This window comes from Bradyrhizobium sp. C9 (assembly GCF_002532045.1).
Taxonomy (GTDB): Bacteria; Pseudomonadota; Alphaproteobacteria; order Rhizobiales; family Xanthobacteraceae; genus Bradyrhizobium.
The window spans coordinates 124,697-146,897 of the sequence record NZ_NWTG01000002.1 but is presented as its reverse complement, the minus strand read 5'-3'; the positions used below and the strand labels follow the sequence as shown (position 1 = coordinate 146,897).

The window sequence follows — 22,201 nt, the reverse complement described above, 5'->3', positions numbered from 1 at the left end:
GCTCCTCAGGAGTCTGATTTCGGACGCTGGCCGAGCAGCAAGGATGTCGATGACGGATGGGCGGGAGAGAACGGCGGGCGCTGCAGCCCGACGCCACGCAGCGGCGTCAGGTCGAGCGGCGCGAGAACGTCACGTGACGGCGCGTCCTTGATCTCGTCCATCGAGCAGATGCCGGCGACGAAGGTCGGCTCAGTGCCCAGCGGCGCGCCGCGGCGGGCGTATTTGTCGTAGGTGAGCGGCAGCGTGTTGTTGAGGCCTTCGCGGCCGAGGCCGCCCTTGGCGTCGATCGCCATCATCTCGCTCATGCACATCTTGCCGGGCTCGACGCACATGTTGAGGATCGCCTTGTAGAGATCGCGGTCGACCGAGCGATAGAGCCGCACCGGATCGTTCTGGCTCGGACGCTCGAGCTGCAGATAGTCGGTGCGGCCGAGCATGTTGCCGCTGGCCCTGGCAGTGCCGATCCACTTGTCGAAATCGGCGCCCGAGAGGCTCTTGAACTCGAAGTGCATGCCGGAGAAGCCGGCGCCGCTGTAATTGGCGGAGAAGCCGCGATAGGTGCCCTCCTTGTTGGCGACCGCGTGCAGCTTGGTCTCCATGCCGGGCATGGCGTAGATCTGGCCGGCCAGCGCGGGGATGTAGAACGAGTTCATCACAGAAGACGCCGTGATGCGGAAGCGGATCGGGCGGTCGATGGGTGCAGCGAGCTCGTTGACGGCGGCGACGCCGTAGTCCGGGTAGATGAACAGCCACTTCCAGTCGAGCGCGACCACCTCGACATTGAGCGGGGCGTCCTTGCTCTGGATCGGCTTGTCGGCGGCGATGCGGCCGAGCGAGCGGTAGGGATCGAGCAGATGCGTGCCCATCCAGGTCAGCGCGCCGAGGCAGATGATGATCAGAAGCGGCGCCGACCAGATCACGAGCTCGAGCTGGGTGGAGTGATCCCACTCGGGCTCGTAGGGAGCCGCGGTGTTGGACTGGCGGTAGCGCCAGGCGAAGAACACGGTCAGCGCCATCACCGGAAGCACGATGATCAGCATCAGGATGGTGGAGATCACGACGAGGTCGCGCTGCTGCACGGCGACGTCGCCGGCAGGGGCCAGGACGACGAAATCGCACCCGCCAAGGAGCGCCGCGAACGGCAATAAGGCCAATAATTTCAAGGCGCGCACGGCTCACCCCACTTGAATTTTATGAGTTCCGCCAAGGGGTAGCTGCGATGCAGCAAAGTTGACATTGGACAATTTGTCCAATGTTGCACTGCGGGATAGGCCGTCAGAAGGTGAGGTGGACCGCGTGGCGAAGCTGCCCGCGGCCTCATGTGGTTTGAGCATGATCGGTTCGGAAAACCGGTTTCCACTTTTCCGGATCATGCTCCAAAGGACGGTTCTCCGGCGATGGCACAGGCCCCAGCAATGGCTCACGGCACCCCGACGGCATCAGGTCACGGGCAGGCGAAACCTGGTGAAATCGCCATCGGCGTCATCATCGGGCGCACGTCGGAGTTCTTCGACTTCTTCGTGTACGCGATCGCCTCGGTGATCGTTTTCCCGAAGCTGGTGTTCCCGTTCGTCAACGAGCTGACCGGCACACTCTATTCATTCGGCATCTTCGCGCTGGCCTTCGCCGCGCGGCCGCTCGGCACCGTCATCTTCATGGCGGTCGACCGCCGTCACGGCAAGGGCGCCAAGCTGGTCATCGCGCTGTTCCTGCTCGGCACCGCCACGGTCGCGCTCGCGTTCCTGCCCGGCTACGACACGATCGGCGCGGCGGCGATCTGGCTGCTGGCCGCCGCGCGCGTGCTGCAGGGCATCGCCTGGGGCGGCGCCTGGGACGGCCTCGCCTCGCTGCTCGCGATGAATTCGCCGGTCAATCGCCGCGGCTGGTATGCGATGGTGCCGCAGCTCGGCGCGCCGCTCGGGCTGATCGTGGCGAGCGCACTGTTCGCGTTCTTCGCCGGCAACCTCTCGGCGGATGATTTCTTCGATTGGGGCTGGCGCTATCCGTTCTTCGTCGCCTTCGCCATCAACGTGGTGGCGCTGTTCGCGCGGCTGCGCATGGTGGCGACGGACGAATATTCCGAGCTGTTCGAAAGCCGCGACCTCGAGCCGGCGCGGGTCGGCGAGACGGTGGCGCAGGAAGGCCGCAACATCCTGCTCGGCGCCTTCGCGCCGCTGGTGAGCTTTGCGCTGTTCCACATGGTCACGGTGTTTCCGCTGTCCTGGGTGTTCCTGTTCACCAAGGAAAGCCCGGTGCGCTTCCTGATCATCGAGATGATCGGCGCCATGGTCGGGGTCGTCGCGATCATCGCCTCCGGCATGATCGCCGACCGCGTCGGCCGCAAGCCGCTGCTGCTGGGGTCTGCGGTCGCGATCGCGGTCTATAGCGGCTTTGCCCCGCAGCTGCTCGACGCCGGGGCGCTTGGCGAGACGATCTACATGGTGCTTGGCTTCGTGCTGCTTGGGCTGTCGTTCGGCCAGTCGTCCGGCGCAATCGCCTCGAATTTCGCGCGGACCTATCGCTACACCGCCTCGGCGCTGACCTCGGATTTCGCCTGGCTGTTCGGCGCCGGCTTTGCGCCGCTCGCCGCGCTGCTGCTGGCGACGCATTTCGGCCTGATCTCGGCCGGCGCGTATCTGTTGTCGGGCGCGGTGTGGACGTTGCTCGCGCTGTGGCTGAGCGGATTGCGCGAGGCCGAAGTCAATTAGATCCTGTAGCCCGGATGCAGCGAAGCGAATCCGGGCTACAGAGCTTCGCTTACCGGAACAGCCCGTCGACGCGGAACGAATAGCCGAGACCGACGATGTAGTTCGGCGAGTTGCGGTTGAGCCCGAACGCGACGTGGAGATCGAGCTGCTGGGTCGGCGTGATCCGGTACATGCCGCCCGAGTTGATCAGCTGGATCGGCCGCGCGCCGTCGGGATAGTCGCCGACATATTCGGTGAAAACGCTGATCCGCTCGGTCAATTTCTTCTCGATCACGAAGGTCGCCTCCGACATGTGCTGGCTGGTGAGCTCGGCGGGGCGGAAGAATTCCGTGAACATGCCGCTGACGCCCCAGCCGTCATGCAGCTCCCATGACCATGGCAGTTGGATGTAGGGCTGCGCGCCGCGTCCGGCGATGGCGGTCGCGCCGGTCGGCAGCGCGACGCCCGCGGTGATCGAGAGGTCGATCTTTCCTGGCACCGGGCTGATTTGCCATTTGATCCCCGGCGCGACGTCGGAAAAGCCCGACGCACCCGGCGATTTCATCGTGCCGGTATAGCTCGGCAGATCGATCAGGACCTCGAGGCAGGGCGCGATGCCGAGCCGCCAGCGGCTGTTGCTGCCGTCGATGCTGCGGCCACTGTCGCGGCCGGTGAGGTTGATGCCGTTCTCGCTTTGCAGGCTCCCGACCGGCACGACGATACTCGAATTGGTGACGTCGGGCCGGTCGGTCGCAATTTCGTCGCTCGGCTTGGGACAACCGTCCGCGCGCGCGGCGGTGGCTGCTGCGAGGGTGAACGCAGCAAGCACGCACCCGAGTTCGGCAAGTCGAGCGACGGCGCCGAACCGATTGTGAAACACTGGGGATGCTCCAAAAACCCGGCGCCGCTGCGGAGGTGGCAGCTAGGATAGTGATCGGCTGATGACGCGGATATTCCTCGTCGGCGGCAAAAAAACTTCGACAACAAGCGCCATTCTCGGCGATCGATGCGGCCGGTGTCCAGCGGCCGGGCGAAATTTCGGGGAATAGAATGGCGGCCCGGCTGCTCCTGTTGTGGTGGCAAACAGGAGACCCCCGGAATGACCATTCGTTCGATCGCAGGCGCGCTGGCGCCGCGGCACGCCAAGATCGCCGCGATGGCGGCCATCGCGATCCTGCTCGCGCTGAACAGCGCCCGTGCGGCGGGCGATGCGTCACGCGGGGCCACGCTGTACCAGGGCTGCGGCGATTGCCATTCGATCGAGAAGAACGACGTCGGTCCGATGCACAAGGGGGTCGTGGGCCGCCTTGCCGGCTCGGTCGCGGGCTACAATTACTCGCCGGCGTTGAAGAACTCGAAGATCGTGTGGACGGAGGCCAATCTCGACAAATGGCTCACCGGTCCGGACGCGATGGTTCCCGGCACCAAGATGTTCTACGAGGTCCAGGATCCGAAGGATCGCGCCGACATCATCGCCTTCCTCAAGGAGAAGGCGAAGTAGGGGCTAACTGCAATCGCACCAAACTCTCCACCCGTCGTCCCGGCGAAGGCCGAGACCCATAACCGCAGGGCTGCGTTGTTCGAGCGCGCTGTGGCCCCAGCTTCTTCCAACAATGAATGACAGTGGTTATGGGTCCCGGCCTTCGCCGGGACGACGGTGGTAGCGAGACGCGAGCGCGACGCTTCGCAGCCTCAATCCACCACGATCTTGACGCGGTCGCGCGGCTTCACCTGGGCGTGGGCGTCGAGGCCGTTGAGCACGCGGAAGCGCTCGGCCGGGTGATCGACGCCGGCCATGCGATGCGACAGCGATTCCACGGTGTCGCCGGGCTGCACGTTGATGACCTTGATGCGCAGCGGCCGCGCGGCCTGGATCTCGTCAAGCGTCAGGCGGCGGAACGAATTGACGGTCTCGCGCGCGTTGCGCTCGCTCTCGGTGGATTTCTGCTTGGCGGCGAAGATGAAGCGGTAGACGTCGCTGCCGAAGCGCAGCGCATAGACCTTGAACTGCCACTGGTCGCCATGGGCGGTGGCCGATGCCGCCGGAAAGCCGTTGATGTTGAGGTCCTCGGTCGAGGATTTCTCGACGCCCTCCATCCAGCCGGAATTCAGATAGTCGCCGAGCGACTGCTCGGCCGGCACCCGCACCACGTCGAAGCGCATCGCCTGGCTGCCGCCCTCGCGCACGCCGATCACCGCCTGCGCGGTGTTGTCGAGCGTGAAATTCTCCGGCGCGGTAAAGGTGAAGCCGAGCTTGGGATGCAGGAAGCGGCGGCCGCGCACGAAGCCTTCGCTGGGATCTTCGCCATAGACGATGTTGTCGATCGCGGCGAGATAGGTTTCGCGGTCGCGCTCGTTGCTCTCGGGCGATGAGTATTGCCGCGCAGTGGTCTGCGCGTTGGAGATGCGCTCCGGCGTTGCCGGATGCGACGAGGTGAAATCCTGCGCCCGCGGATCGAGCGCGGTCTTGCCGATCTTGAGCGCGGCATTGCGCTCCATCGCGGTCAGGAAGCGTGCCGCACCGTAGGGATCGAAATGCGCGCGCGCCGCGATTCCGACGCCGATGCCGTCGGCCTCGAATTCCTGCTGCCGCGAGAAGCTCGCCATCGTCAGCTTGGTCTTGGCGAGCGCCAGCGCCGTGAGATCGGGGTCGGTGCTCATGTCGGTGACGACGCGCGTCACCACCGCCGCCTGGCGCGCCTGGTCCTCGCGCATTGCGGCATGCTTGGCCAGCACATGCGCCATTTCGTGGCTCAGCACCGAGGAAAGCTCGGAAGTGTCGCTGGCGAGCGCAATGAGGCCGCGCGTGACATAGAGCTGACCGGTCGGCAGCGCGAAGGCGTTCACCGCGCCGGAATTGAGGATCGTGACTTTGTAGGCCTGGTCGGGCCGCTCGGACGCGGCGACCAGCCGGTCGACGGTCTTGCCGATCAGGGCCTCGAGCCTCGGGTCGTCATAGGCGCCGCCATAGGACGACAGGATGCGCTCGTGCTCGCGCTCGCTGTTCGGCGTCTGCTGTACCACCCGGTTCGGCTTCACCGGCGCTGCCGCCGCGGTCGGCGCGACTTGTTCGAATCGCCCGACATTGCCGCAGGCCGACAGCGTTAGGGCCGCGCAGACGAGCGCCGGCGCAGCCGAAAGCCGGCGGCCAGTTCCATCTTCACGCCGTCCAGCGCGTTCAATCACGTCAAAAACCCACAAATTGTCCGTAGCTGGCCGGGCCGTGGCCTGTGGGGCCCCCTAGTTCCCGCCGAGCACTTCAATCTGCCCCACCCGGAGCAATTCGATTCGCGGCCCACGTCGTGCTTCCACCCAGCCTCGGACACGAATCCTACGATTTTCCAGAGACTTGGGCGCAAGCCCGGCCGCCTCGAACGCAGGGACTATGCGCCTTGAAATAGTCAGAGCAAAGTCCCGTGTCCAGTTTCGGCCGAAATTCAGATAGGTCGTCGCCCCTGCCTGGCGCACCGACAAAACCCGGCCCTCGACCACCGCAAAGCGCCCGATCCCGGCCAAAATATCGTCCGGACTTTCGGCGTTTTTTATGACCGTGGACTCGGCCCAGGTTCCCGATCGGGCGGCCCGTGCCTCGGCCTCCGCCGCCATCAGCGTGCTGACACAGTCCTTGTCGGCGATCTCGGACGACACCAGCGCGAGGCCCTGGCGCAGCAGCTCGCTCTGGGCGGGGAGCTCGTGGCCCTCGAGGAATGCGTAGGCCGGCTGGCGGCCGTAGCGATCCGGCGTGTCGTCCGGCCCGCGCAGCGTTACCTCGTGGCCGACAAGTAGCGCCGACAGCGCCGCGGTGGCCTTCGCCCGGTCCGCCACCTCGATGCCGGCGAGCTTGACCTCACGGCCGTCGTCGAGCCGCAGGCTGCGGGCATCGACCACAGCGGCGACGCGACCTTCGCCCTGAATCTCGAAATTGCATCCGGCCGCTTCGGCGCGTCCGATGCAGGCGACGATCGCAAGCGCGCACGCTGTCATCGTCATCGCCCGCGGGCGGCGTTGCAATGCTCTAGCGCGTGGAGGTGTCATGTCGCACTCGTCACTCCGGCATGCTCCGTTCGGAGCGCGGTCGCCGACAGTGACAGTCTGACGGAAAGATCGCCTCGGAGCCACAGGCGAAGCGAGGCCGCATCGACGGGGCACATTGATTCGGCGAACAATTTCTCTGCGGCGCTTCTCAATGCGCGCAGCGACGTGTTGCCGGTTTCACATCAATGCGTGCGCGCGATGGGACGAGCACGTCGTCTATGTCCCTTGCCGTGGCGACGATGGCCGTCGGATTGCGCGCAGCGCGATCCGCAACGCCCGTCAACCTTACCGATTGACCATCGCAACTCCGTGCGCGGAATGAGAATTCGTTATTATTGCCAATGACTTGCGGCGCAAGCTAACTATCAGAAACTTTTTGAAACAGCGGCCGAATCGCGGTCGCTCACGCATATTGCCGAGGTCCTTGTGTCGAATCCCGTTGTTCTGACGCTGACGACCAGCGATCCTGTCCACGATTACACCCAGCTCTACAACGCGATTTCGGCGATCAGCGTCGGCGGCGGACTCGCCGCAGCTAACACCGATTACGTCATCAACTTCTCGCTGTCGTCCGGTGCGCGCACGCTGCAGCTGCTGGACGATTTGCCGGTCATCAACCTGATGAACGGCTCGACGCTCACCTTCGACGGCAACTCCGACTACAACAATCAGCTCGGCGGCCAGGACTTCAGCGACGTCATCGACGCGCGCGGTTACCAAGGCTTCGTCGTCGTCGCCGGCACGGTGACGTTCAAGAACCTCACCATCATCAATGCAGTGGCAAGCGGCGGCAATGGCGGGGTTGGTGGTGGCGGCGGCGGTGCGGGCCTCGGCGGCGGCCTGTTCGTCGGGCAGAACGCCGACGTCACGCTCAACAACGTCAATTTCGGCAGCAACACCGCCAAGGGCGGTAACGGCGGCGCGGTCGATCCGGCCAGCGGTGGCGGCGGTGGCGGCGGCATCGGTGCCGACGGCGGCAGCGGCAATGGTGGCGGCGGTGGTGGCGGCGGCTTCGGCGGTCAGGACTATTACGGCTATCACGGCATTGGCGGAAACGGTTACAGCGAAGCCGGCTCTGACACCCAGCATCCCTCGACCGGCGCGCAAAACGCGGGCGGCACGCCGGCGACGATCGAAGGCGCGGCGGGCGGCGGCCAGGGCGCTGACAATTATGGCGGCATCGGCTACGGCGCGCATGCCAGTGGTGGCGCGAGCGGCGGCGGTGGGGGTGGCGGTGTCGGTGGCGGCGGCGGCGGCATCGGCGGCGGCGGCATCGGCGGCGGCAACTCGGTTGGCGGCGGCCCGTCGGGCAACGTCATCGGTTATGGCGGCGCCGGCGGCATGGGTGGCGGTGGCGGCGGCGGCATCTATGGTGGCGGCAATGGTGGTTTCGCCGGCGGTGGCGGCGGCTCCGGCAACGGCAGCGGATATGCGCATATCGGCGGCAATGGCGGCTTCGGCGGTGGCGGCGGCGGTTCGAACGGCACGCTGGGCAGCGGCGGATTCGGCGCGGGCGACGGCTCGCTCGCCGGCGGCGGTGGCGGCGGGTTAGGCGCGGGCGGCAACATCTTCGTTCAGCAGGGCGGCAAGCTGACCGTCATCGGCGGCACTTTGTCGGGCGCGACCGAGACCGGCGGCACCGGCGCCAATGGCGCGGGCAACGGCTCGGCCTATGGCGACATCTTCATCCAGGGCACGATGGTCGTCACCCCGACGCACACCGTTTCCACGGTCTTCCAGGGCCTGCAAACCGTCACCACGCTGACGATCGCCGATTCGATCGCCGACGAACGCGGCATCAGTGGCAGCGGCACGACGGGAAAGCTTATCGTCTCCGGCGGCGGCACGCTGACGCTGACAGGTGCGAGCAGCTATGTCGGCGGCACGCAGATCGACAGTGGCAACACCCTCTCGATTACGGCCGACAACAACATCGGCGGCTCGGCCGGCGCGCTGATCCTCAACGGCGGCATGCTGACCACGACCGGCGGCTACACCTTCACGCACGACATTCAGGTCACCGCCAATGGCGGCACCTTCGATATTTCGTCCGGCACGATCGCCGACACTGGCTCGATCAGTGGCTCCGGCACGTTCACGCTGTCGGGCGCCGGCACATTGCAAGTCGGCATGGGTCAGCTCGCAGCGCTGACCGGGACGCTCAACCTGAGTGGCGGGCACCTCGGGCTGACGACGAGCGGAACGTTTGACGACGCGATGGTGGTCGGCGGCAATTCGGTTGTTTCGGTCGGGACCGGCGCGACCGTCACGGACACCGCCCTGATCAGCGGCGGCGGCAATCTCGGTGTCGATGGCGGCGGCACGCTCGTGCTCAGCCATGCCAACACCTACGGCAGCACGACGATCTACGCGGGCACCGCCTGGCTCACGACCTACGGCGCCGCCGGCACCGGCAACATCTCGTTCACGACAGGCCTCGGCGGCACGCTGAAGATCGACAACGCCGCGCTGACCGGCAACGCGTTCACCAACAGCATCTCGAACTTCAATCCCGGCCAGAAGATCGACCTGACTGGGTTGGCGTACAACACCCAGAATCCCTCGCTCAACACCGTCAGCCTCTCCGGCAACACGCTCTCGATCTCGAACGGTACCACGACCGATACGCTAACCGTGACCGGGCTCGACGGCGGCACTCGCTTTCAGCTCTCTCAGGATGCCAACGGCGGAACGATCGTCCAGATCGTCTCGACGCGCGTGTTCAACGTCTCCAACGTCACCGAGCTCAACGCGGCGATTCTGCAGATGGATTCCGGCGGGCAGAACGCTGCGTCGAATGCCAACTACACGATCAATGTCACCGCCAACTTCAGCCTGACGTCGGAACTGTACGCGCTCAATCTGCTGAGCGGGTCGAGCGTTACGATCAACGGCAGCGACGGTCACGGCGGCACCTATACGATCGACGGTCTCAGCGCGCAGCGCGGTTTCTTCGTCTATGCCGGTAACGTCAATCTCGAGAACCTGAACATCCAGAACACGGTGGCGGCGGGCGGCGGTGTGATCCGCGGCGGCGGTGGCGGCGGGGCCGGGCTCGGCGGCGCGCTGTTCGTCTCCTCGAACGGCAGCGCTACGATCGATAACGTCACCTTCCACAACAGCGCCGCGATCGGCGGCAACGGCGGTGCCGGCGGCACTGGCAGTATGGCCTACAACTACGGCCTCGGCGGTGGCGGCGGGATGGGCGGACGCGGCGGAAGCAGCGGCGGCGGCGGGATCGGCCTTGGCGCGCAGGGCGCCGACAGCGATCTCTTTAGAAGCGGTTCACCAGGCATCATCCCCAACGCCGCCGGAGGCGGCAAAGGCAGCGACGGTTACCTGATCTCGATCGGTGGTGGGACCGAGCTTTACTGGTATGGCGGAGCAGGCGGCGCCAATGGCGGCGGCGGCGGCGCCGCGGGTTGGATCAGCGACAGCGCCCGCGCTCCCTACGGGCCGGGCGGCGGAGTCGGCGGCGGCAACGGGGCTGCTGGCGGCCATGGCGGTTACGGCGGTGGCGGCGGCTATGGCGGCAATGGCGGCTTTGGCGGCGGCGGTGGCTACGGCGGCAATGGCGGCTTCGGCGGCGGCGGCGGCATCGGCGCGATGGGCGGCTTCGGCGCCGGCAATGGCGGCACCAACGGCAACGGCGCGCCGGGTGGTGGCGGCGGGCTTGGCGCGGGTGGCGCCGTCTTTGTTCAGCAGGGCGGCTCGTTGACCATCAAGAGCGGTTCGCTGTCAAACGATTCGGGCTTCAATGCCGTCGCCGGCGGCACCAATGGCATCGGACAGGCCAGCGGCTCGGGCATCGGGTCCGGCATCTTCATCCAGGGCAACAGCAACCTCAGTTTCACGCCAGCCAGCGGTCAGACGCTGACGGTCGCCAACGACATCGCGGACCAGAGCGGCAATGGCGGCACCGGCGCCAATGCCGGCGTCGGCGGCCTCGTCATCAGCGGTGGCGGCACCGTCATTCTCGGCGGCAACAACAGCTATACGGGCAACACCGCACTCAGCGGCGCCGGCACAAGGGTATCGATCTCCGCCAACGTCAATCTCGGCGCGCTCACCAACACGCTGACGCTGGGCGACGGCACCGGCATCAGCTTCACCGACGGCTTCACGCACACCCGCAACATCACGGTCTCGGGCGATCCGGTCTTCAATATCGCAGCCGGCGAGACCGTCACCCAGAGCGGCGTCATCTCCGATGGCGCGAGCCCGGGCGATGTCGAGGTGACCGGCGGCGGCCGGCTGGTGCTGTCGGCGCACAACACCTATTCGGGCGGCACCGTCATCAAGGGCTCCACCCTCGAGGTCGCGGCGAGCGGCGCGGCGGGCACCGGCGCGATCGCCTTCACCGACGGCAGCACCGAGAAGCTCGTGCTCGATGCCGCGGCATTCTCCGGGGCGTCGTTCGGCACCTCAATCTCAGGCTTTTCCGGCGGCGATACGATCGACTTCGGCAACATCGCCTATGACGCAACGGCCACGCTGTCCTATGCGAACGGCGTGCTCGTGGTGAAGAGCAGTGGCGGGGTGACGCTCGCCTCGCTGCATCTGAGCTTTGGCGCGGGCGCCACCGCCAACTCGTTGAGCCTCGGCTCCGACGGCTCGGCCTCGCCGCATCTCGAGCTCAGGTCTCAGGCGAGCATCGCATCGATCACGGCTGACACCACAGGTCATCTCACGACGCTGAACACCGGCAAGGTCGTCACCATATCAGTGATTTTCAGCAACACGGTGAGCGTGACCGGTGTACCGGAGCTGCTGCTCAGTGACGGCAAGGTCGCGAGCTATGTCAGCGGCAGCGGCTCGCTGGCGCTGGTGTTCAGCTACACCGTGCAGGCCGGCGACAGCACGTCAGATCTGCAGGTGCAGAGCCTGTCACTCAACGGCGGCACCATCAAGGATCCCGGCGGCCAGGATGCCGACGTCACCCATGCGGCGACCGATCTGCATCTGGTGATCGACGCGGTCGCGCCGACCGTGTCGGTTGCGGCGGCCCCGACCTCGCTGCTTGCCGGACAGACCTCGACCGTCACCTTCACCTTCTCCGAGGCCGTCGCAGGCTTCGTGCTGACCGATACCACCGTAAGCGGCGGTGCGCTGAGCAACCTCGTCCATGTCGGCCTCAACGGCGCGCACCAGGACGTCTACACGGCGACATTCACACCCGATGTGACCAACACCGAGGCGGGCTCGGTGTTGGTCAACGCGTCGAGCTATACCGACATCGCCGGCAATCCCGGCGGGCCAAGCAGCGCGATTACATTCACAGGCGACACCAAGGCGCCGACGGTGCAGGTCGCCACCGACCACAGCACGCTCACCGCCGGCGATCACGCGCTCGTCACCTTCACCTTCTCGGAGGCCGTCGCCGGCTTCGGGCTGGGCGATGTCGCCGTCAGCGGCGGTACGCTGGGCAACCTCACTCATGTCGGCATCGATGGGGCCGGCCATGACGTCTATACCGCTACCTTCACACCCGATGTCAGCAATACTGAAACGGGTTCGGTGCAGGTCAACGTGTCGAGCTATACCGACGTCGCCGGCAATTCCGGCTCGTCGAGCAACACGATCAACTTCAGCGGCGACACCAAGGCGCCGACAGTGGCGGTTTCGGCCGACCACGGCACGCTGCTCGCAGGTCAGACGTCAACTGTCACCTTCACATTCTCCGAGGCCGTCGCGAGCTTTGCGCTGGACGATGTCAGCGTCAGCGGCGGCGCGCTGGGCAACCTTGTCCATGTCGGCGTCAACAGCGCCGGCCAGGATATCTACACCGCGACCTTCACGCCGGATGTCAGCAACGCCGAAGCAGGCTCGGTGCAGGTCAACGCGTCCGGTTATAGCGATACGGCCGGCAATGCCGGCGCGGCCAGCAATACGGTGACCTTCGCCGGCGACACGCTGGCGCCGACCGTCTCCGTCACGCTCAATCCGGACGCAGTGCTGGCCGGCGACCTCTCGGTTGCGACCTTCACCTTCTCGGAGGCCGTCGCGAACTTCACCCTCGGCGGCACCACCGTCCATGGCGGCGCGCTGAGCCATCTCGTGCATGTCGGGCTCAACAGTTCCGGTCACGATGTCTACACCGCGACGTTCACGCCTGATGTCAGCGACACCGAGACCGGCTCGGTGAAAGTCAATGCGTCCAGCTACGGCGATCTGGCCGGCAATGCCGGTGCGGCGAGCAACACCGCGACGATCGGCGGCGATACGCTGGCGCCGACGGTGTCGATCGCGGCTGACCGCAACGCGCTGCTGGCAGGGCAGACCGCGGTGGTGACGTTCACCTTCTCCGAACAGATTGCGAGCTTCGCGCTCGGTGACGTCGCCGTCCAGGGCGGGGCGCTGGGCCATCTGGTCCATGTCGGCGTCAACGCGTCGGGTCAGGACGTCTACACCGCAATCTTCACGCCGGACGAGAGCAACGCCGAGGCAGGCTCGGTGCAGGTCACGGCATGGAGCTATACCGACGTCGCCGGCAATGCCGGTGCGGCAAGCAACTCCATCAGTTTCGCCGGCGACACCAAGGCGCCGACGGTGTCGGTCGCAGCGAGCCCGAGCACGCTGCTGGCTGGCCAGAACTCGGTTGTCACCTTCACCTTCTCCGAGCATGTCACAGGCTTCACGCTCGGCGATACCGTCGTCGCCGGCGGCGTGCTGACCAATCTGGTCCATGTCGGGCTCAACGTGTCAGGCCAGGACGTCTACACCGCGACCTTTGCGCCCGATATCAACGATGTGCTGGCGGGTTCGATCCGGATCACGGGTTTGAGCTATACCGATGACGCCGGCAATGCCGGCGCGGCGAGCAATACCGCCACGATCGGCGGCGACACGCATTCGCCGACGGTGTCGGTCGCAGCCGACCATACCGTGCTGCACGCGGGCGACGCGGCGTTGATGACGTTTACCTTCTCGGAGGCGGTCGCGGGCTTCGGCCTCGGCGATATCGCCGTCCATGGCGGACTGCTCGGCAGCCTCGTCCATGTCGGCGTCAACGGCGCCGGTCATGACATCTACACCGCGGTCTTCACGGCCGATGTCACTGACCATCTGTCGGCCGATCTGTCTGTCACCGTGTCGAGTTACACCGACATCGCCGGCAATGCCGGTGGTGCGAGCAACGCGGTCAACTTCACCGGCGACACCAAGCCGCCGGCGGCGCCGCTGCTTTCGCTGCACCAGGACACCGGCTTCTCGGGTGCCGACCACATCACCAGCAACCCGCTGATCGACTACACCAGGTCGGATGCCGCCGACACGCTGCGCTTCAAGGCCGACGGCGCGTCGAGCTTCTCGGCGATGGCGCCGGTCTTCACAACCGATGGGGTGCACACCGTGACTGTGCAGGAGGTCGACGCCGCCGGCAATGTCAGCGCATCGTCGAGCCTGACCTTTACCCTCGACACCGTTGCGCCTCATCTCACCGGAATCACGGCAACCCCGTCCGGAGGCGTTGCGGCGACGGGCTCGCTGGTGCAACTGACGGTCGGCTTCAACGAGGCGGTTCACGTCGTCAGCGGCACGCCGCTGCTGACGCTGAACGACGGCGGCAGCGCGATCTACGATGCCGCGGCGACGGCGCTGCTCGGCGATCCCTCGAAGCTGGTGTTCGACCACATCGTGTCGTCGACGAATCGTGCCGCGTCGCTCTCCGTGACCGGCTTCGCCGCCAATGGCGCCAGCGTCGTCGACCTGGCCGACAATGCGGCCTCGCTGTCGGCGGTGTCTGCCGCTTTCGACGCGCTGCACGTCAACGAAACCATCGCGCCTGCCTACACGCTCGGGTCGATCACCCGCCCGGAACTGCATCTGGATCTGGGTGGTCACGTCATCATGGACACCGTGGCGTCGGCGTTTGCCGGACAATATGGCATGCAGTACCTGTTCCTCGGGCTGCCGGCAGGAACGCCCTATCAGACCGTCGCCGACTTTCATCTCTGATCGTATCGCGCTGAGGCGGGCCGGCGCGGCGCGTCATTCCGCTTAGCGGAAAACAGATTGCTGTCGCTGCGGCTTGCTGCAGTGCGGGCCATGCGGCATGATCCGGCCCTCGACACGGACCTGATGGAACGAGGTCTGTTCTTCAAGGGAGGATTTGAATGAGACGGGTTTTGGCCGGCGCGTTGGCCTGTGTGTTTGCGATCTCGGCGAATGCGTCGCTGGCGCAGGACAAACCCCCGCTGAAGCTCGGCGGCATCCTCGATATGTCGAGCCTCTATGCTGATATCACCGGATCGGGCAGCGAAACCGCCGCCAAGATGGCGGTGGAGGATTTCGGCGGCACGGTGCTCGGCCGCAAGGTCGAGATCGTGGTCGGCGACCATCTCAACAAAGCCGACCTTGCCGCCAACATCGCCCGCGACATGATCGACAACCAGGGCGTCGAGATGATCTTCGACGTCGCGGCGTCTGCGACCGCGCTGGCTGCCGGCGAGATCGCCAAGGCGCGCGGCAAGATCATCATGTTCAACGGCCCGGGGTCGATCCGCCTCTCCAACGAGGCCTGCGGCCCCTATACCGTGCACTACGTGTTCGACACTTTCGCGCAGGCCAACGTGACCGGCCTTGCCGCGGTGAAATCCGGCCTCGACACCTGGTTCTTCCTGACCGCGGATTACGCATTCGGCCAGGACCTCGAAAAGGACACCAGCAATGTCGTGGTGAAGTCGGGCGGCAAGGTGCTCGGCAGCGTGCGGCACCCGATCAACACCTCGGACTTCTCCTCCTTCCTGCTGCAGGCGCAGGCCTCGAAGGCCAAGGTGATCGGGCTCGCCAATGCCGGCGGCGACACCATCAACACGATCAAGCAGGGCGCCGAGTTCGGCATCACCAAGGGCGGCCAGAAGATCTCGCCGCTCTTGGCTTTCGTGACCGACATCGACAGCGTCGGGCTCGAGACCGCGCAGGGGCTGCTGCTCGCGGAAGCGTTCTACTGGGACCTCAATGACGACACCCGCGCGTTCTCAAAACGCTTCATGGAGCGCACCAAGCGGGTGCCGACCTCCGCCCAGGCCGGCGTCTACTCCTCCGTGATGCATTATCTGCAGGCGGTGAAAGCCGCGGGCACCACCGATGCAGCCACCGTCATGAAGGTGATGAAGGAGACCCCGATCAACGACATGTTCGCCAAGAACGGCAAGATCCGTGAGGACGGACGCATGGTGCACGACATGTATCTGTTCGAGGTCAAGAAGCCCTCGGAGTCGAAGGGCCGCTGGGACGACTACAAGCTGCTTGCGACCGTGCCGGGCGACCAGGCGTTCCAGCCGCTGTCGGAGTCGCGCTGCCCGCTGGTGAAGAAGTGACGCCACGACAACCAACAACAACGAAAGGCAAAACGCCATGAGCGACAATCAGATGGTTCTCCAATCCCTCGACAAGGGCCTGCTCACCATCACCATGAACCGTCCGGATCGGCGCAATGCGCTCAATCCCGACATGACGCGCGGCCTCGTCGAGGCGGCGCGGCGGGCGCAGGACGATACCGAGGTGCGTGCGGTGCTGATCCGCGGCGCCGGCGGCACCTTCTGCGTCGGCGGCGACGTCAAGTCGATGGCCGAAGGCCGCGCGCCGCTGCCGTTCGAGGCCAAGATGGCGAACCTGCGCCGCGGCATGGAAGTCTCGCGCATCCTGCACACGATGCCGAAGCCGGTGGTGGCGCAGCTCGACGGTGCGGCGGCCGGCGCCGGCCTCTCGATCGCGCTGTCCTGCGATCTGCGCGTCGCCAGCGCCTCCTGCAAGATCACTACGGCCTTCGCCAAGGTCGGCTTCTCCGGCGACTACGGCGGAACGTATTTCCTGACCAAGATGCTCGGCAGCGCCAAGGCGCGCGAGCTCTACATGATGTCGCCGGTGCTGTCGGCGCAGGAAGCCTACAACCTCGGCATGGTCTCCAAGGTGGTGCCCGATGCCGATGTCGAGGCCGAGACGCTGGAGCTGGCGCGGTCGCTGGCGCAGGGCCCGTCGGTGGCGCTCGGCTACATCAAGCGCAACATCAACAATGCCGAGACCATGACGCTGGAGGCCTGCTTCGACGGCGAGGCGATCCATCACACCCGCGCCGGCGAGACCACCGACCACAAGGAAGCGGCCAAGGCTTTCGTCGAGAAGCGCAAGCCCACCTTCCAGGGGCAGTGAGTGATGGCCGAGTACATGCGGCTGCGGCAGATCTGCCTGGTGGCGCCGCAGCTTGCGCCCGTGATCGCGGACATTTCCGCGATCATGGGCCTCAATGTCTGTTACCGCGACGGCAATGTCGCCAAATACGGCCTCGAGAACGCGCTGCTGCCGGTCGATACCATTCTGCTGGAAGTTGTGGCGCCGTTTCAGCCGGGGTCGGGCACGGCGGCCGGCCGTTTCATCGAGAAGACCGGCGGCCGCGGGGGCTACATGGCGATCTTCTGCTGTGAGGATCCCGACGCGCGGGGCGCCAAGGCCAATGCGATCGGCGTGCGGACCGCCAACGTGATCACGCACGCGCCGTATCACGGCGTGCAACTGCACCCGCGCGACTGCCGCGCCGCCTTCATCGAGTTCAACCACACCGACGGCAGCGACGATGTGCTGGGGCCCTATCCACCGGCCGGCCCGGACTGGCAGAAGTCGATCCGCAAGGACACGACCCTGGCGCTGACCGAGGTCGAGATGCAGAGCTCCGAGCCGCAGGCATTGGCGGCGCATTGGGGCAAGATCGTCGGCATTCCCGCTGATGACGCCGTGGTGAAGCTGCCGAACGCGACCTTCCGCTTCGTCAAGGGCGACAGCGAGATCATGAGAGGCTTGACGTTCAAGGTCGCCAGCAAGGCGAAGGTGCTGGAGGCCGCGAAAGCCAGGGGCTGTGCGGTTGATGGCGACGAGTTCCAGCTTTGCGGCGTGACGTTCAAGCTTACGGCGTAACGGGCTACACAGTGTCAATTCCGTCATCCTGAGGTGCGAGCGGAGCGAGCCTCGAAGGATGCACGGCCACCGACCGGGCCGTGCATCCTTCGAGACGCGCGTTCCGCGCTCCTCAGTATGACGGGAAGGGCGGTTGAGCTCGCTGGACCGATTCAATATCGTGGCTCGCAACAAGAATAATTGGACAGCGCCCCCATGCCGCATCCGCTTGATTCCTTCTTCGCCCCAAAGAGCATCGCGCTGATCGGCGCCTCGCGCGATCATGAGAAGATCCCCGGGCGGCTGCTCGCGATGCTGCGCAAGAACGGCTATCCGGGCGCGCTCTATCCGATCAATCCGAACTATGACGAGATCGACGGGCTGAAATGTTTCAATTCGATCGCCGAGATCGGCGCGCCGATCGATCTCGCCGTCATCGTCATTCCCGCGCGTGCGGTCGTGCCGGCGCTGGAGCAATGCGCTTCCGCCAGCGTCAAGAACGCGGTCATCATCTCGTCCGGCTTCGCCGAGGAGGGCGGCGACAGCGCAGCGATGCAGGACGCGATCGTAGCGCTGGCGAAGCGGACCGGGATGCGGATCAGCGGTCCGAATGCGGAAGGCTTCTACAGCCAGGTGCAGAAGGTCGCCGCGACCTTCAGCCCGACCGTCGACGTCAAGCCGCATGCGCCGACACTTGTCGCGACCAGGCGGCGGATCGGCATTGTCGCGCAGAGCGGCGGCATCGGCTTTGCGATCTATCATCGCGCCAAGGCGCTCGGCGTCGCGCTCAGCTACGTCGTCAGCGCCGGCAATGAGAGCGATCTCGGCGCCGGCGAGTTCCTCGACTACCTGGTGCAGGATCCCTCGACCGACGTGATCCTGCTGTTCATCGAGGGTATCCGCGACGTCGACAAGTTTTTGGCCGCGGCGAAGCGGGCGGCAGAGCTCAGGAAGCCCATCATCGTCACCAAGGTCGGCCGCTCCGGCGCCGGCGAGCGCGCGGCGGCCTCGCACACCGCCAGCATGGCGGGCTGGTCGGCGGCTTATGACGCGGTGTTCGCCAAATATGGCTTCATCGTCTCCAACGACCTCGACGAGGCCGTGACCATTGCTGCAGTCCTGACCACCAATCCGCTGCCGAAGGGCGACCGTGTCGCGGTGCTGACGGTGTCCGGCGGCGCCGGCATCTGGGGCGCCGACACGGTGTCGATGCAGGGCCTGCGCGTGCCAGAGCTCTCAGTCGCGATCCAGAGTCAGATCAAGCAATGGATGCCGTCCTATGGCGCAGCCGGCAATCCGGTCGACGTCACCGCGCAGGGTGTCTCCTCCGGCGGCCTGCAGAAGAGCATCGAGCTGTTCGACGCGTCAGATGAAGTGGACGCGACGCTGGTCGTGCTGTCGCTGTCGAGCGAGACGCGGATGCCGTTCAAGGAGGCCGAACTGAAGCCTCTGATCGCGGCGCAGAACAAGCCGGTGGTGTTCTATTCCTACACGCTGCCGTCGCACTTCGCGCGGCAGGAACTCGCGACATCGGGCGTGGTGGTGCTCTCGGGGCTGACTCATGTCGGCGTCGCGATGCGGCGGCTGGCGGATTATGCCGCCTTCAGGCCCGCTTCCGAGATGGTGGCATCGACTTCTCGGGCGCACGATCTTTCCGCGCATCTCAGGTCGAAGACGCTTTCCGAACATGACAGCAAGGCGCTGCTGCGCGCCGCCGGCATCGCGCTGCCGGATGAGGTGCTGGTCACCGATCGCGACGGGCTCGACGCCGCGATCGATCAGACCGGATTTCCGCTTGTCATGAAGATCCAGTCGCCTGCGATCGCGCACAAGAGTGAGGTCGGCGGCGTCCGCGTCAACATCGCCGCCAAGGGCGCGGCGTTCACCGCCTATCGCGACATGCTGGAGGGCGTGCAGAAGGCGTGGCCTGAAGCAAAAATCCAAGGCGTGCTGGTCGGGCCGATGGCCAGGAAGGGCGTCGAGATCATCGTCGGCACCATGACGGATGCGACCTTTGGCCCGATGGTGATGGTGGGGCTCGGCGGCATCACCACCGAGCTGTTCAAAGACGTGGTCTATCGTCCGGCGCCGGCGAGCCCGCAGGAGGCGACCACGATGCTGGATACGCTGAAGGCGGCGCCGCTGCTGCACGGCTTCCGCGGCGCGCCGAAAGCGGATGTCGCCGCGCTGGCGCAGCTGATCTCGCAGATCTCAGTGCTGGCAGCGCAGCATGCAGGCGAGATCGCCGAGATCGAGGTCAATCCGGTGCTGGTGCATCCGGAGGGGCAGGGCGTGACGATCGTCGATGCGCTGGTGGTGCCGAAATAACTCGGTGTCGTCCCGGCCTAGTGCGCAATTGCGCACGGGGGCCAGGACCCATATGCCGCGGCCGACGAAAGAGGCACAAGCGGCGTCGGCTTCTCTTTCAACTCAGTTCGGTGGTCATGGGTCCCGGCTTTCGCCGGGACGACCGTGTTGAGAGAGCGGTGCAAGTGAAGGGGTCTGTCTCCGCGGATGCAGACCCCTCGTCCGGCGCGATTTCGCTTCGCTGCATCGCGCCACCTTCTCCCACAAGGGCAGAAGGGAAGAGAGCTTACCGCCCCTTGAAGTTGGCGACGCGGCGCTCGGCGGTGGCCTTGACGCCTTCCTTGAAGTCCTCGGTCGCGCGCAGCTTGGTCTGCTCTTCCAGCTCATGGTTGGTCGCGGCGAGCACGCGGTCGGCGAGGCCGGCGCGCATGGTGGCGCGGGTCGAGACCAGGCCGAGCGGCGAGCATTCGGCGATCTCCTGCGCGAGCTTCATCGCTTCGGCGCGCACCTGGTCCTGCGGCACCAGCACGTTGGCGAGGCCCCAGCGATAGGCCTCCTCTCCGGTGACGCGGCGGCTGGTGTAGAACATCAGCTCGGCGTTGTTCTTACCGATCAGCTCCGGCAGCGTCGTGGTGAGACCGAAACCCGGATGGAAGCCGAGCTTGGTGAAGTTCGCCGCGAAGCGTGCCTCAGGGCAGGCGACGCGGAAGTCGGCCGAGACCGCAAGGCCAAGGCCGCCGCCGATCGCAGCACCATGGATCGCCGCGACGATCGGCTTCTTGTTACGGAAGATGCGCACCGCCTGAACGTAGAGATGGTTGATCGGCAGGTTCGAGGCCGGATCGCTCTTGGCGCGCTCCTCCTGCTCCTGCCGGGCCGGGTCGCCGAAATTGGCGCCGGCGCAGAACGCCTTGCCCTGGGCCGCGAGCACCGAGGCGCGGATCTCAATGTTGTTGTCGAACTCCTCCAGCGCGTCGGCGATCTGGTTGATCAGCGCGACGTCGAAGAAGTTCAGCGGCGGCTTTCGGATTTCGATCAGGCCGACATGCCCGTGGGTTTCGACGCCGATATCAGTGTACTTGGTCATGATCTGTCCTCGTTGAATTAGCGCAAGCCGAGCCCGCGCGCGATGATGCCGCGCAGCACCTCGGTGGTGCCGCCCTGGATCGTCAGCTTGGGCGCGGTCTTGATGGCGAAATCGAGCTGCTTTTCCAGCGTCTCGCGGTTGGTCGCGGTCTCCTCGACGAACGCCGCGAGATCGCGCACCCGATGCGGCAGTTGCTGCTCCCAGACCGTGCCGATGTCCTTGACGATGGAGGCCTCCACCACCGGCTCCTTGCCGGCCTGCAGCATGCCCGCGACCGACACCGACATGCGGCGCATGGTGTGGACTTGCGCCACCAGGCGTCCGATGCCCTCGGCGCTGCGGGTGTCCGGGTTCTTGCCGACCGCGCGCACCAGCTCGGTGAGCACGTAATAGGTTTCGAGGAAGCGCTCGGGGCCGGAGCGTTCATAGGCGAGTTCGGAGGTCGCCTGCTTCCAGGCGCCGTCGACCTCGCCCAGCACGTGATCGTCGGGCACGAAGTAGTCGGTGAACACCACCTCGTTGAACTCGAACTGGCCGGTGATCTGGCCGATCGGATTTACCTGGATGCCGGGCTGCTTCATCTTGACCAGGAACTGGGTCAGGCCGTGGCGGCGGTTTTCCTTGGTCGGCGGCGAGGTGCGGAAGATCGCGATCATGTAGTCGGCGATATGCGCCGACGAGGTCCAGATCTTGGTGCCGTTGATCAGATAGCCGCCGTCGGTCTTGGTGGCGCGGGTCTTGGCCGCGAACAGGTCGGAGCCGGAATTCGGCTCGCTCATGCCGATGGCAAAGCAGACCTCGCCGCGGCAGATCCGCGGCAGGATGTCCATCTTGATGTGCTCGGGCGCGTATTTCAGAAGCACCGGCCCGCTCTGGCGGTCGGCGACGAAGAAGCGCCGGGTCGGCGCGTTCGCCACCCGCATCTCCTCGGTCACGACGTAGCGTTCGAGGAACGAGCGCTCCTGGCCGCCGTATTTCTTCGGCCAGGTCATGCCGAGCCAACCCTTGGCGCCGACGCGGCGGGAGAATTCCGGCGCGTCATTGTCCTCGCGGTTCGGCGCGTAGGGATCGAAGGTGCCGGCGGCGATTTCCTCGGCGAGGAAGGCGCGCACCTCCTTGCGGAGCTGCTCGCACTTTTCCGGCAGGCGGATCGGATCGAAACGAAGGGCTGCAGTCATGATGTCCAGTCCTGATC

General features: G+C 65.8%; 13 protein-coding genes. 7 read left to right on the top strand and 6 right to left on the bottom strand.

Annotated elements, in window-relative coordinates:
* Positions 1-5 precede the first annotated feature (5 nt).
* Positions 6-1,172, bottom strand: a complete 1,167-nt coding sequence (gene cyoA / locus CO675_RS05565) for a ubiquinol oxidase subunit II (RefSeq protein ID WP_198964497.1) — start codon at positions 1,170-1,172, stop codon at positions 6-8.
* Between the two features lie 243 nt (positions 1,173-1,415).
* Here cyoA and CO675_RS05560 point away from each other — a divergent pair, with 243 nt between their 5' ends.
* The gene (locus tag CO675_RS05560; RefSeq protein ID WP_097671044.1) at positions 1,416-2,708 is read left to right on the top strand and encodes an MFS transporter; all 1,293 of its coding nucleotides are present in this window, start codon (positions 1,416-1,418) and stop codon (positions 2,706-2,708) included.
* Between the two features lie 49 nt (positions 2,709-2,757).
* On the opposite strand, the gene CO675_RS05555 is transcribed toward CO675_RS05560, so the two are convergent.
* Positions 2,758-3,567 (bottom strand): transporter, encoded by an 810-nt coding sequence (locus CO675_RS05555; RefSeq protein ID WP_097671043.1) that lies wholly within the window; start codon positions 3,565-3,567, stop codon positions 2,758-2,760.
* A gap of 219 nt (positions 3,568-3,786) precedes the next feature.
* Here CO675_RS05555 and CO675_RS05550 point away from each other — a divergent pair, with 219 nt between their 5' ends.
* Positions 3,787-4,188, top strand: coding sequence for a c-type cytochrome (locus CO675_RS05550; RefSeq protein ID WP_097671042.1), 402 nt, complete (start codon positions 3,787-3,789; stop codon positions 4,186-4,188).
* Between the two features lie 191 nt (positions 4,189-4,379).
* On the opposite strand, the gene CO675_RS05545 is transcribed toward CO675_RS05550, so the two are convergent.
* On the bottom strand, positions 4,380-5,873 hold the full coding sequence (locus CO675_RS05545) for a M48 family metalloprotease (RefSeq protein ID WP_143278887.1): 1,494 nt from the start codon (positions 5,871-5,873) through the stop codon (positions 4,380-4,382).
* A gap of 54 nt (positions 5,874-5,927) precedes the next feature.
* Positions 5,928-6,671, bottom strand: a complete 744-nt coding sequence (locus tag CO675_RS05540; RefSeq protein ID WP_097671405.1) for a thermonuclease family protein — start codon at positions 6,669-6,671, stop codon at positions 5,928-5,930.
* Positions 6,672-7,148: 477 nt separating this feature from the next.
* Here CO675_RS05540 and CO675_RS41725 point away from each other — a divergent pair, with 477 nt between their 5' ends.
* From CO675_RS41725 to CO675_RS05505, 5 genes are all read left to right on the top strand, one after another.
* Positions 7,149-14,678, top strand: a complete 7,530-nt coding sequence (locus tag CO675_RS41725; protein WP_283808098.1) for an Ig-like domain-containing protein — start codon at positions 7,149-7,151, stop codon at positions 14,676-14,678.
* 158 nt (positions 14,679-14,836) lie between these two features.
* Positions 14,837-16,042 carry an ABC transporter substrate-binding protein gene (locus tag CO675_RS05520; RefSeq protein ID WP_097671041.1) on the top strand — a complete coding sequence of 402 codons (1,206 nt, stop codon included), beginning with the start codon at positions 14,837-14,839 and terminating at the stop codon, positions 16,040-16,042.
* A gap of 37 nt (positions 16,043-16,079) precedes the next feature.
* The gene (locus tag CO675_RS05515; RefSeq protein ID WP_095731620.1) at positions 16,080-16,874 is read left to right on the top strand and encodes an enoyl-CoA hydratase; all 795 of its coding nucleotides are present in this window, start codon (positions 16,080-16,082) and stop codon (positions 16,872-16,874) included.
* Between the two features lie 3 nt (positions 16,875-16,877).
* Positions 16,878-17,633, top strand: a complete 756-nt coding sequence (locus CO675_RS05510) for a VOC family protein (protein WP_097671403.1) — start codon at positions 16,878-16,880, stop codon at positions 17,631-17,633.
* 195 nt (positions 17,634-17,828) lie between these two features.
* A complete protein-coding gene (locus tag CO675_RS05505; protein ID WP_097671040.1) occupies positions 17,829-19,940 on the top strand; it encodes an acetate--CoA ligase family protein in 2,112 nt (703 codons plus the stop codon).
* A 265-nt stretch (positions 19,941-20,205) separates the two neighbouring features.
* On the opposite strand, the gene CO675_RS05500 is transcribed toward CO675_RS05505, so the two are convergent.
* Positions 20,206-21,006, bottom strand: a complete 801-nt coding sequence (locus CO675_RS05500) for an enoyl-CoA hydratase/isomerase family protein (RefSeq protein ID WP_024582673.1) — start codon at positions 21,004-21,006, stop codon at positions 20,206-20,208.
* Positions 21,007-21,023: 17 nt separating this feature from the next.
* The gene (locus tag CO675_RS05495) at positions 21,024-22,184 is read right to left on the bottom strand and encodes an acyl-CoA dehydrogenase family protein (RefSeq protein WP_097671039.1); all 1,161 of its coding nucleotides are present in this window, start codon (positions 22,182-22,184) and stop codon (positions 21,024-21,026) included.
* Positions 22,185-22,201: the final 17 nt, after the last annotated feature.

Coding starts and splice junctions, on each gene's coding strand:
- CO675_RS05515 (WP_095731620.1), top strand. CDS start 16,080: ATGAGCGACAATCAGATGGTTCTCCAATCCCTCGACAAGGGCCTGCTC.
- CO675_RS05560 (WP_097671044.1), top strand. CDS start 1,416: ATGGCTCACGGCACCCCGACGGCATCAGGTCACGGGCAGGCGAAACCT.
- CO675_RS05495 (WP_097671039.1), bottom strand. CDS start 22,184: ATGACTGCAGCCCTTCGTTTCGATCCGATCCGCCTGCCGGAAAAGTGC.
- CO675_RS05500 (WP_024582673.1), bottom strand. CDS start 21,006: ATGACCAAGTACACTGATATCGGCGTCGAAACCCACGGGCATGTCGGC.
- CO675_RS05510 (WP_097671403.1), top strand. CDS start 16,878: ATGGCCGAGTACATGCGGCTGCGGCAGATCTGCCTGGTGGCGCCGCAG.
- CO675_RS05550 (WP_097671042.1), top strand. CDS start 3,787: ATGACCATTCGTTCGATCGCAGGCGCGCTGGCGCCGCGGCACGCCAAG.
- CO675_RS05520 (WP_097671041.1), top strand. CDS start 14,837: ATGAGACGGGTTTTGGCCGGCGCGTTGGCCTGTGTGTTTGCGATCTCG.
- CO675_RS05505 (WP_097671040.1), top strand. CDS start 17,829: ATGCCGCATCCGCTTGATTCCTTCTTCGCCCCAAAGAGCATCGCGCTG.
- CO675_RS05540 (WP_097671405.1), bottom strand. CDS start 6,671: ATGACAGCGTGCGCGCTTGCGATCGTCGCCTGCATCGGACGCGCCGAA.